The organism is uncultured Barnesiella sp. (assembly GCF_946496565.1).
GTDB classification, from domain to species: domain Bacteria; phylum Bacteroidota; class Bacteroidia; order Bacteroidales; family Barnesiellaceae; genus Barnesiella; species Barnesiella merdigallinarum.
This window is the reverse complement of sequence record NZ_CAMMHD010000003.1, coordinates 86275-100904: the sequence shown is the minus strand read 5'-3', so window position 1 is coordinate 100904 and position 14630 is coordinate 86275. Positions and strand designations below refer to the sequence as shown.

Annotated in this window: 13 protein-coding genes; 9 read left to right on the top strand and 4 right to left on the bottom strand. The window is 55.4% G+C overall.

Features of this window, described 5'->3' with window-relative positions; translation table 11 throughout:
• Window positions 1–48: 48 nt before the first annotated feature.
• The 8 genes from Q1K76_RS02635 (at window position 49) to Q1K76_RS02600 (ending at window position 9069) form a co-directional block, all read left to right on the top strand.
• On the top strand, window positions 49–345 hold the full coding sequence (locus tag Q1K76_RS02635; RefSeq protein WP_300130829.1) for a RyR domain-containing protein: 297 nt from the start codon (window positions 49–51) through the stop codon (window positions 343–345).
• Window positions 342–2507: a hypothetical protein gene (locus Q1K76_RS02630; RefSeq protein WP_300130828.1), complete on the top strand. Its 2166-nt coding sequence runs from the start codon at window positions 342–344 to the stop codon at window positions 2505–2507. Before Q1K76_RS02635 ends, Q1K76_RS02630 begins: the two co-directional genes overlap by 4 nt.
• A gap of 4 nt (window positions 2508–2511) precedes the next feature.
• Window positions 2512–4332, top strand: a complete 1821-nt coding sequence (locus Q1K76_RS02625; RefSeq protein WP_300130827.1) for a hypothetical protein — start codon at window positions 2512–2514, stop codon at window positions 4330–4332.
• Between the two features lie 97 nt (window positions 4333–4429).
• A complete protein-coding gene (locus Q1K76_RS02620) occupies window positions 4430–5563 on the top strand; it encodes a helix-turn-helix transcriptional regulator (RefSeq protein WP_300130826.1) in 1134 nt (377 codons plus the stop codon).
• Between the two features lie 249 nt (window positions 5564–5812).
• Entirely contained in the window at window positions 5813–6514 is a 702-nt protein-coding gene (locus Q1K76_RS02615) for an iron-sulfur cluster assembly scaffold protein (RefSeq protein ID WP_025278272.1), read from the top strand.
• A gap of 18 nt (window positions 6515–6532) precedes the next feature.
• Window positions 6533–7543, top strand: a complete 1011-nt coding sequence (locus Q1K76_RS02610; RefSeq protein WP_087409006.1) for a GGGtGRT protein — start codon at window positions 6533–6535, stop codon at window positions 7541–7543.
• 727 nt (window positions 7544–8270) lie between these two features.
• The gene (locus tag Q1K76_RS02605) at window positions 8271–8756 is read left to right on the top strand and encodes a ferritin (protein WP_087409007.1); all 486 of its coding nucleotides are present in this window, start codon (window positions 8271–8273) and stop codon (window positions 8754–8756) included.
• Window positions 8757–8862: 106 nt separating this feature from the next.
• Window positions 8863–9069, top strand: coding sequence for a hypothetical protein (locus Q1K76_RS02600; protein WP_258326676.1), 207 nt, complete (start codon window positions 8863–8865; stop codon window positions 9067–9069).
• An 83-nt stretch (window positions 9070–9152) separates the two neighbouring features.
• On the opposite strand, the gene Q1K76_RS02595 is transcribed toward Q1K76_RS02600, so the two are convergent.
• Genes Q1K76_RS02595 through Q1K76_RS02585 form a run of 3 tightly spaced genes read right to left on the bottom strand, consistent with a single transcriptional unit; the run spans window position 9153 to window position 12618 of the window.
• On the bottom strand, window positions 9153–10475 hold the full coding sequence (locus Q1K76_RS02595; RefSeq protein ID WP_300130824.1) for a pitrilysin family protein: 1323 nt from the start codon (window positions 10473–10475) through the stop codon (window positions 9153–9155).
• Window positions 10472–11215, bottom strand: coding sequence for a 3-deoxy-manno-octulosonate cytidylyltransferase (gene kdsB, locus Q1K76_RS02590; protein WP_298663069.1), 744 nt, complete (start codon window positions 11213–11215; stop codon window positions 10472–10474). Before kdsB ends, Q1K76_RS02595 begins: the two co-directional genes overlap by 4 nt.
• Window positions 11216–11253: 38 nt before the next feature.
• Window positions 11254–12618, bottom strand: a complete 1365-nt coding sequence (locus Q1K76_RS02585) for an NfeD family protein (protein ID WP_300130821.1) — start codon at window positions 12616–12618, stop codon at window positions 11254–11256.
• 287 nt (window positions 12619–12905) lie between these two features.
• Here Q1K76_RS02585 and Q1K76_RS02580 point away from each other — a divergent pair, with 287 nt between their 5' ends.
• Window positions 12906–13409, top strand: a complete 504-nt coding sequence (locus Q1K76_RS02580; protein WP_025278265.1) for an RNA polymerase sigma factor — start codon at window positions 12906–12908, stop codon at window positions 13407–13409.
• A gap of 73 nt (window positions 13410–13482) precedes the next feature.
• On the opposite strand, the gene Q1K76_RS02575 is transcribed toward Q1K76_RS02580, so the two are convergent.
• Window positions 13483–14622 carry a glycosyltransferase family 1 protein gene (locus Q1K76_RS02575; protein WP_300130817.1) on the bottom strand — a complete coding sequence of 380 codons (1140 nt, stop codon included), beginning with the start codon at window positions 14620–14622 and terminating at the stop codon, window positions 13483–13485.
• Window positions 14623–14630 lie beyond the last annotated feature (8 nt).

The following is a 14630-nucleotide window of genomic DNA, read 5'->3' as shown; positions in this document are numbered from 1 at the left end:
AATACTATCTTTGTTATTAAAATTAAAAAATCGTTTATCCGTAGAATCATGAGAAAAGAATCCTATACGCCGGCACCGCTCGATACTTCGGGCGAGGTGCTGCCCGAGGCGTTGACTCCGTTGGTCGAAGCTTTGGCAAAAAATGTGCATGAGGTGTGGGCCCAGTCGCGCCTGGCCGAAGGGTGGCGCTATGGTGAGCGCCGGGACAACGTGGCGAAGACACACCCCTGCCTGGTGCCTTATGAAGAACTGCCCGAAATCGAGAAAGCATATGACCGAAATACAGCCCTGGGTACCTTGCGGTTTATCCAAGCGGCGGGGTTTGAAATCGTAAAACGGAAATGAAACGGTTGAAGGAGCTTTTCAGATACCCGGTAATCGGTATCGACCGCATCTTGTCGTCGGGCATTCGGTGGCAGTTGCTGTTTTTGGCGGTAGTCATTGTCTTTTTTATACTGCTGTTTATCGTTATCGAGTGGGCCACCGGCAGTACGCTCACCATCAAGGAGAACGAGCCGCGCAACATTCTGCTCGATGTCTATTACCATTTTGCCGACCCGGGCAACCAGTATGTGGTTGAAGGGTTTGGCAATCGCTTGTTGGCTTTGTTTGTTTCAATTACAGGTTCTGTGTTAATGGGCGGGTTACTCATTTCGATTTTCTCGAACATCATCGACCGCCGGGTAGAGCGTGCCCGTGAGGGACAGATAAGTTACAACTTCAAGCACCATTATGTGATTATCGGGTTCAACAAGATGGCTATCGGATTTATCAAGCAACTGTATCGAAAGGCGGAAAGTGACGATCGAGTTAAAGATATTCCTTATCTGTTTGTAATCCAGACTACCTGCAATGTTGAGACCGTGCGCCACGAACTATTGTCGAAACTTGATGCCGAGATAGACCGTCGCACCATCATCTTGCACGGTGGGCGCGATTCGCGTGAAGATTTGGAGCGTTTGCGGTTGCCCTATTGTCAGGAGATTTTTCTCTTGGGCGAGGAGGGCGAGACTGACCATGATTCGGTTAATATTGAAAGTGTAAAACTCATTAACCAGATTTTGGGAGAGAGCAAGAGAGGAAAAATTTCTCATAGGGATAAACTCGAAATAAGTATAGATGATCAATTACGGGGAAATTATAAAAAGTGTAATGTGCTTCTTGAGAATCAGTTTACCGTTTCTATATTTGAGCGATTTGATGTAGAGTCTATTTTAGCTCTTTGGGGAGCGAAGCCCTCTGATGAGGTAGATAAAAGACAAGAAGGCTGGTCAAAACTTTTACAAGAATATTCATTTAATGGCCAGCCCGATAGACATATCGATTTCATACCGTTTAATTTTTATGAAATGTGGGCTGAGAAAGTGTTGGTATGGAGTGGGTATAATTCGCATAGCGATGATAGAACCTCCATTGTCTATACTCCGCTCGATGGCGAGGGCATTGACTACGAGAGCGACCGTTACGTACATCTGGTCGTTGTGGGGATGACTTGTATGGGAATTGCTCTGGCCATGAAGGCGGCCCACATAGCTCACTACCCCAACTTTGTACGGGATTCAAGACTGAAAACCCGCATCACATTTATCGATCTGAATGCCGATACCGAGTTCGATATGCTGCGAGGACGGTATAGTGCACTCTTTGAACAGTGCGACTATCGGGTAGTCGATACGCTCGATTCCTCGCGCAGCTATGAGAATAAGGGCACGGGATTGACCGACATCGAGTTTGAGTTTGTAAAGGGGGCTGTCGAGAGTCGTCCCGTGCAGCAATTGCTTGAAAAATGGGCGAGTCCTGATAATCAAAGTCTATTGACGATTGCTATCTGTTTCGAATCTTCTCAAAAGAGTATTGCTACGGCTCTCTACATGCCACAGGGCGTGTATGGTAAAGTCCTTTCGATACTGGTTCGGCAGAATGTATCTCATTTAATTGTGGAACTGGTTCGTAATTCGTTGAAATATAAGGATCTTAGAGCTTTCGGTATGCTCGATGAAGAACATATCGTTGATAATGATATTTTGAGGTTTGCTAAGCGTGTTAATTTTGTTTATTACGCAACAAGGCTCAACGATATTTCTTGGAAATTGTTAGACGATGAGAAAGCCGAAGAATTGTGGAAGAATTTGTTTACAGTGCATCGATGGTCTAATATTTACAATGCACTTTCGATACCGACCAAGTTGCGCAGTTTTGGGGCAGAGGAGCCTGCGGATCTTTGGAACGATTCGGTTTTGATTGAGCGGATGGCCCGGGTCGAGCATAACCGTTGGGTAATGGAACGGCTGATTCAAGGATATCGACCTACGACCATAGAAGAGGAGTCTTTATTAAATGCTGCAGGAGATTGGGAAAAGCGTCGTAAAATACGAAAGAAACTAATTCGAGTGCTTTTTGTACATGATTGCCTCAAACCCTATGATGCGTTGCCTGATTCATTTAAGGATTACGACCGCATGATTATGAAATATCTGTGGCGCATCAACAAGCCTTTAGCCGAATAGATTTATGGAAGAGATACAACACGATTACCGCGACCGTCTCGAAGCCAACGCCCGGGAGGCGGCGCGGATAAAGGGGCGCATTCGGCTCATCGGGTTGCTTCGCCTGGTCGTCTTTGTGGGGGCCGTGGCGGGCATCTACCTGCTGCGCGATGCGGGAGCTTGGGCGTGGGGCTCGGTGGCCCTGATGGGAATTGCTGTGTTTCTGGGGCTGGCCCGGGTGCACGACCGGTGGTTTCGCCGGAAAGAGTTTACCGATTGCCGCGAGCGGGTCATTCGACGGGAACTCGCTCTGCTCGAATACCGCTTCGAGGGCATCGACGGCGGCGACGAGTTTATCGACCCCACACACGATTACAGTTTCGACCTCGACCTCTTCGGATCGAAATCGTTCTTTGCCTACCTCAACCGCAGTGCTACGGCGGTGGGGCGCAAGGCTTTGGCCTGCACCATGTTGAGCCCCGACCTCACGGCCGACACCATTCGCCGGCGGCAGGCTGCAATCGAGGAGTTGAGCCGTTGCACCGACCTGCGCATCGACTTCCAGTCGTGGGGCGCCTGCTCGGGCGAGAGCCCGGCCGACAGCCGTTTGCTGGAGCAACTGGCCGCGTTGCCCCGCTTCGGCACGGGGCGTTTGGTGCACCGTCTGATTCTCGCCATCCCTGTCCTTTACCTCGTTCTGGTTGTCTTGGGGCTGACCGGAGCGATTGCCGGCAGTGTGATTGTGTGGCCCTTTATCGCCTTGCTGGCCGTGGCTGGTGTGCTGGCCAAGCGGGTGACCCGCTTGCAGGAGCAGCTCAATGGCGCGCTGGCCTCCCTGTCGCACTACGCCCGCCTGTTCGAGATGGTAGAGCAAAACCGCTTCGAGAGCGAATGGCTGGGCCAACTGCAACGCGTGTGTGTCGACGGTCACGGCTCGGTTTCGCAGCGGGTGGCCCGGTTGCGTCGGTTGCTCGGCAACCTCGACCAACGCTGTAACTTCGTGGGCTTCACGGTACTCAACGGCTTTCTGCTGTGGGACCTGCGGCAACTCAATGCGCTGAATCGCTGGCTCGACGAGAACCGCGAGCAACTGCCCCGTTGGCTTGATGTGCTGGCGCAGTTCGACGCTCTCTGCTCACTGGCCACCTTCCGCTACAATCATCCGCACTACGTCTTCCCCCGGATTGTGCTCGACCGTCGGCCCGTGATGCAGGCCGAGGCGTTGGGGCATCCCCTCATTCCCCGCGACCGCTGTGTCTGCAACGACGTGGCCCCCATAAACGAAGGCTCCTTCCAGGTCATCACCGGGGCCAACATGGCCGGCAAGAGCACCTACCTGCGCACCATAGGTATCAACTACCTGCTGGGGTGCATGGGAGCCCCCGTGTGTGCCCGCAGCATGACCTTCACGCCGCTGCCCCTCTTCACCGGTCTGCGGGCCAGCGACTCGCTGGCCGACAACGAGTCGTATTTCTTTGCCGAGCTCAAGCGGCTGCAGCAGATTGTGATGCGGTTGCGTGCCGGCGAAAAACTCTTTGTCATCCTCGACGAAATTCTGCGGGGCACCAATTCGGTCGACAAGCAGACCGGCTCGCTCGCCCTGGTGCGACAGCTGGTCGAGGCCGGTGCCGCCGGCATCATCGCCACCCACGACCTGGTGCTGGGCCAACTGGCCGAGAAGCTGCCCGGGCAGATAAGCAACTACCGTTTCGAGGCCACCATCGAGGGCGACGAGCTCACCTTTACCTACCGGCTGCAACCCGGCATTGCCCGCAACATGAACGCCTGTTTCCTGATGAAAAAGATGGGCATCATCCCCGCCGAAGCCTCCGGGGGCGATTCCTGAAATAGAGTACCGCCCTCGATTTTTTGTGCCGATACCGAGTGCGAAATAACCGGAAATCCTTATACCTTTGCATCGAGTTGCCGCAAAGTGTGAAAAGATGAATCTTGCTCTCTATGATTATTCATTGGGCATAGCCTTGGTGCTGATGCTGTTTTTTGCCGGCTATTTTCTGGTGGGCAAAACTCCCGACAAGCCCATATTCGTCAACTATCTGCGTTCGCGCCGCATCATGGGTGTAGCCTTGCTGGTGTTGAGTGCCAACTATTCGGTACACCTCTTTTGCGGGCTTCGGCCTCTCCACGAGCAGGAAGCTATCCTGATGAACCTCTCCACCTACTTCATGGCCTATTGGTTGTTCAGTGCAGCCCTTACCATATTGCTCGACCGCTTTTTCCTGACCCGCCGTCGCTTCTGGCGGCACATGGGCTATTGGGCGCTGTTTACCGCCCTCTCGGCCCTCCTTCTCATAGCCGTGCCTTCGGGTCCCGTGCAGCAGGTGGGACTGGTATTCCTGGACTTGTGGCTGTTGGCCTATGGCCTATGGCTGGCCCGCAGGCTCATCCGCACCTACCGATGGGCGGTCCGCCTGTTCGACGACACGTACTCCGAGTATATTGCGGCCTATATCCGCTGGATGTCCATCTTCACCTGGTGGGCGGTCATTTATGGGGTCAGCTGCGGGCTGCTCACCTTCCTGCCCGACCGGTATCTCTTCCTGTGGGTGCTCTCTTCCATACCGTTCTACATTTACCTCTATGGCTCCTACATCAACTACCTGCTTTTCTACGAACAGGTGGAAAGCATCCTGGAGCAGGAACCTCTCGAAGATGAAGATGCCGACGACCTTGTTCCCGTCGAGGAGGAAATGCTACTGGGCCCGCAGCCGTATCGGAAGAAGCTGGAAATACGCCTCGCCGCCTGGATTGGGAGTCAGAGATATACCAGCCCGAAGCTGACTATCGGCGACCTGGCCCTCGAGTTGGGCACCAACCGCACCTACCTCTCTGACTACATCAAGTCTGTCTATCAGGCTTCGTTCCGCGAGTGGATTGCCGGGCTGCGCATCGAGTATGCCAAGCAGCAGATGGTGGAGCATCCCGAGTTGACGATTGCAGCCATATCCGAGGAGTCGGGGTTCCTCTCGCTGAGTTATTTCTCCCGGATTTTTACCGAAAAGGAGGGGTGCTCGCCCTCCAAGTGGAGGAAGACATTCTCTGCCCAGGAACAGTGACCGGCCGGAACAGACCTGTCGGTGATACACCCGGCGGCCGGTACGGACGACGATCTGTCACGGGCGAATCGGTTACGGCAGTGAAAAATAGAGAAATGTGTGCACGCCGCAGAGATGCCAATTTTTCCCGGACTCTGTTTTTTTTGATGCGATTGCCCGGGGGAAGCCCTTGTTTACATGAAGAAAAAAACTTATCTTTGCATCGCTGAAAAGAGCATAAAAATACTCATCAAATAAAAAGAGCGAATTATGGTTTATTCACACGAAGTAGAACACATGTGTGTTGTAAAGAAAGGTCCTAATCACGGGCCGGCTCCTATCCCCGAAGAGGGAAAATGGGTGAAAGCAAAAGAAGTGATTGATATTTCGGGCTTGACCCACGGTATCGGTTGGTGCGCTCCTCAACAAGGTGCTTGCAAACTGACGTTGAATGTAAAGAACGGTGTTATCCAAGAAGCTCTGGTAGAGACTATCGGTTGCTCGGGTATGACTCACTCGGCCGCTATGGCATCGGAGATTCTCCCCGGTAAAACCATCTTGGAAGCCTTGAATACCGACCTCGTTTGCGATGCCATCAACACGGCTATGCGCGAACTCTTCCTGCAAATCGTTTACGGTCGTACCCAGTCGGCCTTCTCGGAAGGCGGTCTGATGATCGGTGCCGGTCTCGAAGACCTCGGTAAAGGTCTGCGCAGCCAGGTAGGTACGCTGTACGGTACGCTGGCCAAAGGTCCCCGTTACCTCGAAATGACCGAAGGTTACATCAAGACGCTGGCTCTCGACGAGAACGACGAAATCATCGGCTACGAATTTGTTCACATGGGCAAATTCATGGAAGAGGTGAAAAAAGGAACCGACGCCAACGAGGCTCTCAAGAAAGTAACCGGTACCTACGGTCGTTTCACCAAAGAGGCCGGTGCAGTGAAATATATTGATCCCCGTAACGAATAAAATAAGGAGGAAGAGACTATGATTAGAGAAGTGAAATTTGAAAGTCAAGACCGTCGTATCAAGCAAATTCTTGCTGCCTTGAACGCCAACGGCATCAAAGATATTGAAGAGGCCAACGCCATCTGCGAATCTTACGGACTCGATCCTTATAAAACTTGCGAGGAGACTCAACCCATCTGCTTCGAGAACGCCAAGTGGGCCTATGTAGTAGGTGCCGCCATCGCCTTGAAGAAAGGTTGCAAAAACGCCGCCGACGCTGCCGAAGCCATCGGTATCGGTCTGCAGTCGTTCTGTATCCCCGGTTCGGTAGCCGACGACCGTAAAGTAGGTCTCGGTCACGGTAACCTCGCTGCCCGTCTGCTCCGCGAAGAGACCAAATGCTTCGCCTTCCTGGCTGGTCACGAGTCGTTTGCCGCTGCCGAAGGTGCTATCAAAATTGCCGCCAAAGCCGACAAAGTACGTAAAGAGCCCCTCCGTTGCATCCTCAACGGTCTGGGTAAAGACGCTGCACAAATCATCTCGCGTATCAACGGTTTCACCTACGTACAAACTCAGTTCGACTACTATACGGGCGAATTGAAAGTGGTTCGTGAAATCCCCTACTCCAAAGGCGAACGCGCCAAAGTAAAATGCTATGGTGCTGACGACGTACGCGAAGGTGTAGCCATCATGTGGCACGAAGGCGTAGACGTATCGATCACGGGTAACTCGACGAACCCCACGCGTTTCCAACACCCCGTAGCCGGTACCTACAAGAAAGAGTGCGTAGAGAGAGGCAAGAAATACTTCTCCGTTGCATCGGGTGGTGGTACGGGCCGTACCCTGCACCCCGACAACATGGCTGCCGGTCCCGCCTCCTACGGTATGACCGACACGATGGGTCGTATGCACAGCGACGCTCAGTTCGCCGGTTCTTCGTCGGTACCTGCCCACGTAGAGATGATGGGCTTTCTCGGTATCGGTAACAACCCCATGGTAGGTTGCACCGTAGCTTGCGCCGTAGACGTAGCCCAAGCCCTGAACAAGTAATCGATAACACTATCGATATGACAAACCCCTGCAACTCGTGCGAGTTGCAGGGGTTTTTGTTTATGACATACCGCAGCGTGACGGAGTGGACTAGTCATACCGCGCTCCGACGCGGTATCCAGGGATACCCGTTCATGTCATTTCGCGCTGTGACGCGGAATCCAGAAATACCGGCAAAGGCTGGTACCCGCAAGCGACACTTTACTGGACCCCGCATTGAGTGCGGGGTATGTTCATTCTTCTCAGCAGCGAGAAGAACGAACCAAGAAGCGCCGCCGCTGTTATCGGGCTTTGTCGGTCGTCGGCTGGCGCCGTCCTCGGGGGCTGCGGAACTCGCTGCGCTCAGACAGTCCTCGCCCTCGCTCCTCGGTCGGCTGGCCTCTTCCCGGCCCGATAAAGGCGGAGTCTATCGCTACGATGCAGAGGCTTGGGCATACTGCACGTGGAGGGGAGTCGATGTCATACCGCGCCCCAGGAATACCCGTTCATGTCCTACCGCGCTGCGACGCGGTATCCAGGTCGTGCCGGCCGTGGCCTGCCAAAATGTCCACGCCGGGAATCGGACAAGATGGCGCCGACGGCGAAAATACGGCATGAAAATGGGGGCGGAGCGATACCGGGATACTGACAGTGGGGCATATAGGCCGCCCGGTTGGCAGGTGGTACAATTTTTGTAGTACTCTCTGTGGTTTTGAAAACTGAATATTAAACTTAAAAACATAGCATTATGATCTCACAGAAATTGCAAGAAGCCATTAACGTACAGATTACGGCCGAGATGTGGTCGTCGAACCTTTATCTGTCGATGTCGTTCTATTTCAAGAAACTGGGATACGACGGTTTTGCCAACTGGATGCGTAAACAATCGCAGGAAGAGTTGCAGCATGCTTACGATTTGGCCGACTATATGGCTAAACGTGGCGGTGTAGCTAAAGTGGATAAAATCGACGTAGTTCCTCAAGAGTGGGAAAACGTGCTCGATGCTTTCGAGAACGTATATCAACACGAGTGCCACGTATCTTCGTTGATCGACGAGTTGGTCAACGTAGCTTCGGCCGAGAAAGATAAAGCTACTCAAGACTTCCTCTGGGGGTATGTTCGCGAGCAGGTTGAAGAAGAGGCTACCGCTCTCAACATCGTTGAGAAACTGAAACGCTGCAAAGACGAATCGGGTGTCCTCTTCCTGGACGACAAACTGGGCGAAAGAGAATAATCGATCGTTGAGTTAAAACCTCTGTTGTGATTGAAAAGAATTGCCCCGATAGAAACTCTGTTCCTGTCGGGGTATTTTTTTGTGTAATCGTAAAAACGCATGAATGATGAGAAAGTTGCTGTGCCCGCAATGTAAGGTCTCGGCCCTGTATGTGAAGAACAGCGGGGGCGAACGGCGGTCGGTCTATGTGACGGACGATTATCGGGTGGTGACTCGCAACGAGGGTGAGAGCCTCGAAGGGTTCGACCTCGAGACGGTCTATTGCATGGGCTGCTCGTGGAGCGGCTCGCCCCGCCGGCTGGTGCTGCGGTAGTGCCGACGGGTGAGGGTGCCGCAAAAAAATCCGGTTCTGCAGATGGTTGCAGGACCGGATTTTTTTATGGGTCGGAGGTCGGGTTATCGGGGTAGCGACAACTCGGGAATCTTCTCGCGGTCGCCGGCTACGGCTATGTAGAAGCGGTCGGGCTCCAGATAGCGGCGGGCCGCCTCGAGCAGGTCGTTGGCGGTGAGCCGGCGGATGGCCTCGTCTTGCCGGGCAAAGTAGTCGGTCGTGAGGGCGTTAGCCTTGAGCGACAGGTAGTAGTCGGCAATGGAGAAGGGCGAGTCGAGGGTGCGGGCCATGTCGCCGCGCAGGTAGTTCTTGACAACGGTCAGCTCGTCGGCGGGGATGGGTTCGTGGCGCAGCCGCTCGATTTCGGCAAAGACCTCGTCGATGAGGGGGCGGGTGAACTCGGTGCCGGTCTGGGTAGAGATGACCAGGTAGCTGCCGTATCGCATGGCGGCTACCGACGAGGAGATGCCGTAGGTGTAGCCCTTCTCTTCCCGGATGTTCGACATGAGGCGGCTGCCGAAGTATCCGCCCAGCGCGGTGCAGAGCAGCTTGAGGGCGAAGAAGTCGGGGTGGTCGCGGTTGATGACCGGCAGTCCCAGCCTGATGCCTGATTGCAGGGCGTGCTCCTTGTGGGTGATGGCGATGTGCTGACTGGCCGGTTCTATGGGGTAGACGGGGTCGGCTACAGGCTTGTCGGCGGGTCCGTGCCACGTTTGGCCGAAGTGACGCTCCAGGTTGTCGAGCAGGCGGTCGGTCACCTTGCCGGCGACGAAGATGTGGCATCGGTCGGGGCGGATGTGCTGGCGGTGGTAGGCCCGGAGGTCGTCCGTGACGATGCGCTCGAGGTGGGCGGGGGTGACGATGCGTCCGTAGGGGTGCTCGCTGCCGAAAATCTGTGCCAGGAAGGTGTCGGAGGCCAGCGAGTCGACCTTCTCGTTCTGCACGAGCAGTTGCTGGATGCGTCGCTCCTTCAGCCGGTCGAACTCGGGCTGCGGGAAGTCGGGGCTGGTCACGATGTCGGCCAGCAGACCGATGCAGGTGTCGAGATGCCGGTTGAGGGTGTAGAGGGTCACATACTGGTAGTGGCTCGATGTGGTGGTTTGCAGCCAGGCCCCGTGGTAGTCGAAGGCCTCGGCTATCGCTTCGGAGCTTTTGCCGGCAGCCCCCTCCTTGAGCATGAGCAGGGTGAGCGAGGCTGTGCCGGGCCGGATGTCGGCATAGTAGCCGCCGTCGAACATGAGGTCGACGCGGCATACCTCTTCGTCGCCCAGGTTGCAGGCTGTCACTTCGATGCCGTTGGTCAGGCGATAGCGTTGGGGCTCGGGCAGGGCGAGCGGAGGGAATGCCCCCACAGGCGGAGGGGTTATGCGGTCGAGAGTCGTGGTCATGGCAGTAATGCGATAGCTTTTTCCAGGTCGGCCGGGGTGTCGATGCCGATAGTCTCCTGGGTGGTGATACCTACCTTGATGGTGTAGCCGTTTTGCAGCCAGCGCAGCTGCTCGAGCGATTCGGCCAGTTCGAGCGACGACTGGGGCAGGCAGGTGATTTGGCCCAGCACGTCGGCCCGGTAGCCATACATGCCTATGTGTTTGTAATAGGTGTGGCGGGCCAGCCATTCGGCCGGTTCCACACCTCGCAGGTAGGGGATAACCGAGCGGCTGAAGTAGAGGGCCTCGTGCCGCTCGTTCAGCACCACTTTGGGCGAGTTGGGGTTGGCCAGCGCTTCGTACCCCTCGGACGCCTCGAAGGGCCGCACGAGGGTGGCAATCTGGATTTGGGGCGAGTCGAAGCAGGCGATGAGGCTCTCGATCTGCTCGGGTTTGATGAAGGGCTCGTCGCCCTGGATGTTGATGACTACATCTTCGTGACCGCCCAGCGTGCGGTAGGCCTCGAAGCAGCGGTCGGTGCCGCTGCGGTGTTGGGCCGAGGTCATCACCACCTCTCCGCCGAACGACTGTACGGCGTTGAAGATGCGGTCGTCGTCGGTGGCCACACACACGTGGTCGAGCACTTTGCGGGCCTGTTCGTATACCCGCTGAATCATGTATTTCCCTTTCATGTCGGCCAGCGGTTTCCCGGGGAATCGGGTCGATGCGTAGCGGGCCGGAATGATGCCTATGAATTTCATATCGGTAGTTGTTTTTATAGCGTTGTTGATTTCTCTTTTTATTTTACCTCAACCACATAGAGTTGAGCGTTCTCATACTTGACCACCCGCACGGTAGCTCCCTGCTCGATATAGCCGTGCAGGGCTACGGCGTCGAACTGGGTGCCGTCGATGACCACTTTGCCGGAGGGGCGCAGGATGGTAGCCGCCTCGCCCGTCTGGCCGATGTACTGTTGCAGTTCGGGCGGTACACCTATGTAGCCCTCGTCCTTATCCTGAGCCGAGTTCAGGGCCAGCCGGCCGATGGGGCCTTTGCTCGTGAGCTTTTTGAAGAAGAGGAGCAGCAACACGAAATAGATGATGAAGCCTGCGGAGACGGTGATGAGCCCGCGGCCTATCTCCCGGCCCGGGACGAACTCGAAGTCGAAGTTGACGTTCCCCACCAGTGCCAGCACGAGGGCTGCGAATATGAGTGTGAAACCCGAGATGCCGGCGATGCCGAAGCCCGGGATGACAAATATCTCGAAGATGAGCAGGATGACGCCCACGACGAAGATGAGAATCTCCCAGTTGGCCGCCAGTCCGTCGAGGTAGAGCGGGGCGAAGTAGAGCACGGCGGCGGTGCAGGCCACGGCAGCAGGCAGCCCTACGCCCGGGGTCTTCAGCTCCATGAAGATGCCGCCGAAGATGAGGGTGACCAAGATGGCCTGCAGCGCGGGGTTGGTGAGAAAGCCGGCAATCTCGTCGAAGAGCGAGGGCTCGAACTGTTGCAGGGTGTAGCGGTTGCGGTGCAGCTGTTGGGCGATGAGTTCGTCGACGCTTTCGACCGTCCCTTCGCAGTAGCGTTGGGCTATCGCCTCGCTGGCCGTGAGGGTGAGCACTTTGCCCGAATCGCACAGGTGAGGCACCACGATGCGCTCGTCGACCATCGCCTCGGCAATGAGCGGGTTGCGCCGCCAGTTGCCGGTCGAGTCTTTGCCATGCGCCTCGGCCGTGGCGCGCATGGTAGCGCGCATGTACGACTGGTATTTGTCGGGCATGGCGGCCCCCGTCTCGTTCACCACCGTGGCGGCCCCCATGCTGGCGCTGGAGCGCATGTAGATGCTGTCGCAGGCAATGGCGATGAGGGCTCCGGCCGATGCGGCGTTGTTGTCGACAAAGGCATAGACGGGCAGGGGACAGTTGAGGATGGCGGTGCGCATGGAGTCGGCATGTACGACGGTCCCGCCGTAGGTATTGAGCCTGAGAACGACGGCTTTGGCACCCTTTTCTTGCGCCTGGTGCAGACCGGTACGCAGGTATCGCCAGGTAGTGCTGCCAATCTCTTTATCTATATCTATCTGATATATAGTGTCTTGTGCATTTGCTGCGAAGAGGCAGAAAAATAATGCGAGAAAAAATAGCGGTTTGTGAAACTTTTTCATAAACAAAAGTGTTTATTATCAAGAAACAAAAACTGAAAAGACAAGAAACATGTTACAAAGTAAATAAAAAATAGTCAGAACCGATATTATTGGGTTGTATTTTGCGAAAATAGATCTTTTTGAGCTCCCCTCGAGATTGTAGCAGGTCTCGAGGATGTTTTGGGAGAATGTTGGGATTTCAGACAGTAGTAGTTGATAGTGAATTTTCGGTGCATTTTCGTAATACAGAGTAGTAGTGAAAAGAGACAAAACACAAATTACAAAAATCATCAGAAGAATTATCAAATATGAGCTCTCTAAAATTTCAGGACCGATTGCTCGATCTGCAAGACAATCTGTTGAATTTTGCCTACATGCTTACGGCTAACCGGGAAGAGGCAAAGGATTTGCTCCAGGACACTACGCTCAAAGCCCTTGACAACGAGGATAAATATATCGACAATGTCAATTTCAAAGGGTGGGTGTTTACCATCATGCGGAATATCTTTATCAACAACTACCGCCGGGTGGTACGCAACCAGACGATTATCGACCAGACCGAAGATCTGTACCACTTGAATTTGCCTCAGGATTCGGGTTTCACTTCGCCCGAGGGGTCGTATACCGTGAAAGAGATTACCAAAGCCATCAACAGTTTCGGCGAGGAGTATCGTGTGCCTTTTGCCATGCACGTGGCGGGGTACAAGTACCACGAGATAGCCGAGAAGATGGACCTGCCGCTGGGTACGGTCAAGAGCCGTATCTTTTTTGCCCGGCAGCGGTTGCAAGAGATATTGAAAGATTATAAATAGCTACTGTATGGTGTTATGGGTCCAGGGAGGATTTACCTGTCCGGAAGACGCTCTGATAGCCGTTGTCGGTTGTTCAGAGCGTTTTTTCTGTGAGTAGTCGGGTGAGCCGGGCGATGTTGCGGGCGCTGTCGTATGGCTCGAGCAGGCGGATGCGCCGCTCGCGGGCCTGGTGGTCGAAGGGGCTCTTCAGTACCGTGGCTACGGCATGGCTCAAGGCCTGCGGGGTGTCGGCTACGAGGCAGGCCCGGTCGAGACCCGTGCCGACGAGCATCTTGCTGTTGACAATGCAGTGGCCCCCCGTGTAGAGGGCGTGGAGCAGTTTCAGCTTCAGGCCCGTGGGCTGGAAGGTGATGAGTACGTTGGCGGCCGCCTCGCCGATGAGGCGCTCCATCTCCTCGTCCGAGGGGTTGGCCACGAGCCGGGCTCCCGGGGTGGCGGCAATCTGGCGGGCCAGCCGGTCGGCGGGGTTCTTCCCGGCAAATACCCACGATGTGCCCGGGGTGGAGGGTACCACCTGTTGCAGCAGGTATTGGGCCGCTTCTATGTTCTCTTCGACCGAGAGGTTGCCGTGGTAGAGCATGTAGTCGCCTTTGGGCGAGAGGGGGGCCACCCGGTCGTGGGCCTGGAAGGCGGGCAGCCACAGCGTGGCGACTTGCGGATACTTCGAGGCGAAGTAGCAACGGTCGCTCTCGGTGATGGCCAGGATGGCGTCGGCGTGGGCGAGTATAGCCTCGTAGCGTTTCAGCCGGGTGGCCTCTATCCGGTAGTAGAGGCGGTGCCAGCCGGTGGCCTTGCGGGCCAGCCCGTCGTAGTATTCGTGTTCGACGTTGTGCATGCGCACCAGTTTGCAGCGGCTGGTCAGGCGAGGGTCGGCCAGGTGGGCGCAGCAGTGTATCCCCTCGAAGAGGATGGGGGCATCGTCGGCCAGCAGGTCGGTGAGCAGTTGCGACGACTGTCGGCTCGAGACGATGTAGGGGTCGACCGAGAACTGACGAGCAAACGAGCGGTTGCGCGGGTAGTAATAGACACGGTCGGCCACCTGGTCGAGCTGGGGAGCCCGCTGCCGGTCGTACTGGTAGGTATGCAGCAGCACTTCGTAGCCGGCGCTTTTGAGAGCCCGCAGTTTGTAGTAGATGTCGATGACACCCCCGTAGTCGGGAGGGAAGGGCACCTGCAGCGATACCACATGAATGCGCAGACGAGGCGACGGCATGGGGCGAA

Excerpts from the sequence above, each read along its gene's own strand:
- Q1K76_RS02600 (WP_258326676.1), top strand. The coding sequence starts at position 8,863 with ATGAGAAAGTTGCTGTGCCCGCAATGTAAGGTCTCGGCCCTGTATGTG.
- Q1K76_RS02575 (WP_300130817.1), bottom strand. The coding sequence starts at position 14,622 with ATGCCGTCGCCTCGTCTGCGCATTCATGTGGTATCGCTGCAGGTGCCC.
- Q1K76_RS02625 (WP_300130827.1), top strand. The coding sequence starts at position 2,512 with ATGGAAGAGATACAACACGATTACCGCGACCGTCTCGAAGCCAACGCC.
- Q1K76_RS02630 (WP_300130828.1), top strand. The coding sequence starts at position 342 with ATGAAACGGTTGAAGGAGCTTTTCAGATACCCGGTAATCGGTATCGAC.
- Q1K76_RS02580 (WP_025278265.1), top strand. The coding sequence starts at position 12,906 with ATGAGCTCTCTAAAATTTCAGGACCGATTGCTCGATCTGCAAGACAAT.
- Q1K76_RS02595 (WP_300130824.1), bottom strand. The coding sequence starts at position 10,475 with ATGACCACGACTCTCGACCGCATAACCCCTCCGCCTGTGGGGGCATTC.
- Q1K76_RS02610 (WP_087409006.1), top strand. The coding sequence starts at position 6,533 with ATGATTAGAGAAGTGAAATTTGAAAGTCAAGACCGTCGTATCAAGCAA.
- Q1K76_RS02615 (WP_025278272.1), top strand. The coding sequence starts at position 5,813 with ATGGTTTATTCACACGAAGTAGAACACATGTGTGTTGTAAAGAAAGGT.
- Q1K76_RS02620 (WP_300130826.1), top strand. The coding sequence starts at position 4,430 with ATGAATCTTGCTCTCTATGATTATTCATTGGGCATAGCCTTGGTGCTG.
- Q1K76_RS02585 (WP_300130821.1), bottom strand. The coding sequence starts at position 12,618 with ATGAAAAAGTTTCACAAACCGCTATTTTTTCTCGCATTATTTTTCTGC.
- Q1K76_RS02605 (WP_087409007.1), top strand. The coding sequence starts at position 8,271 with ATGATCTCACAGAAATTGCAAGAAGCCATTAACGTACAGATTACGGCC.
- Q1K76_RS02635 (WP_300130829.1), top strand. The coding sequence starts at position 49 with ATGAGAAAAGAATCCTATACGCCGGCACCGCTCGATACTTCGGGCGAG.
- kdsB (WP_298663069.1), bottom strand. The coding sequence starts at position 11,215 with ATGAAATTCATAGGCATCATTCCGGCCCGCTACGCATCGACCCGATTC.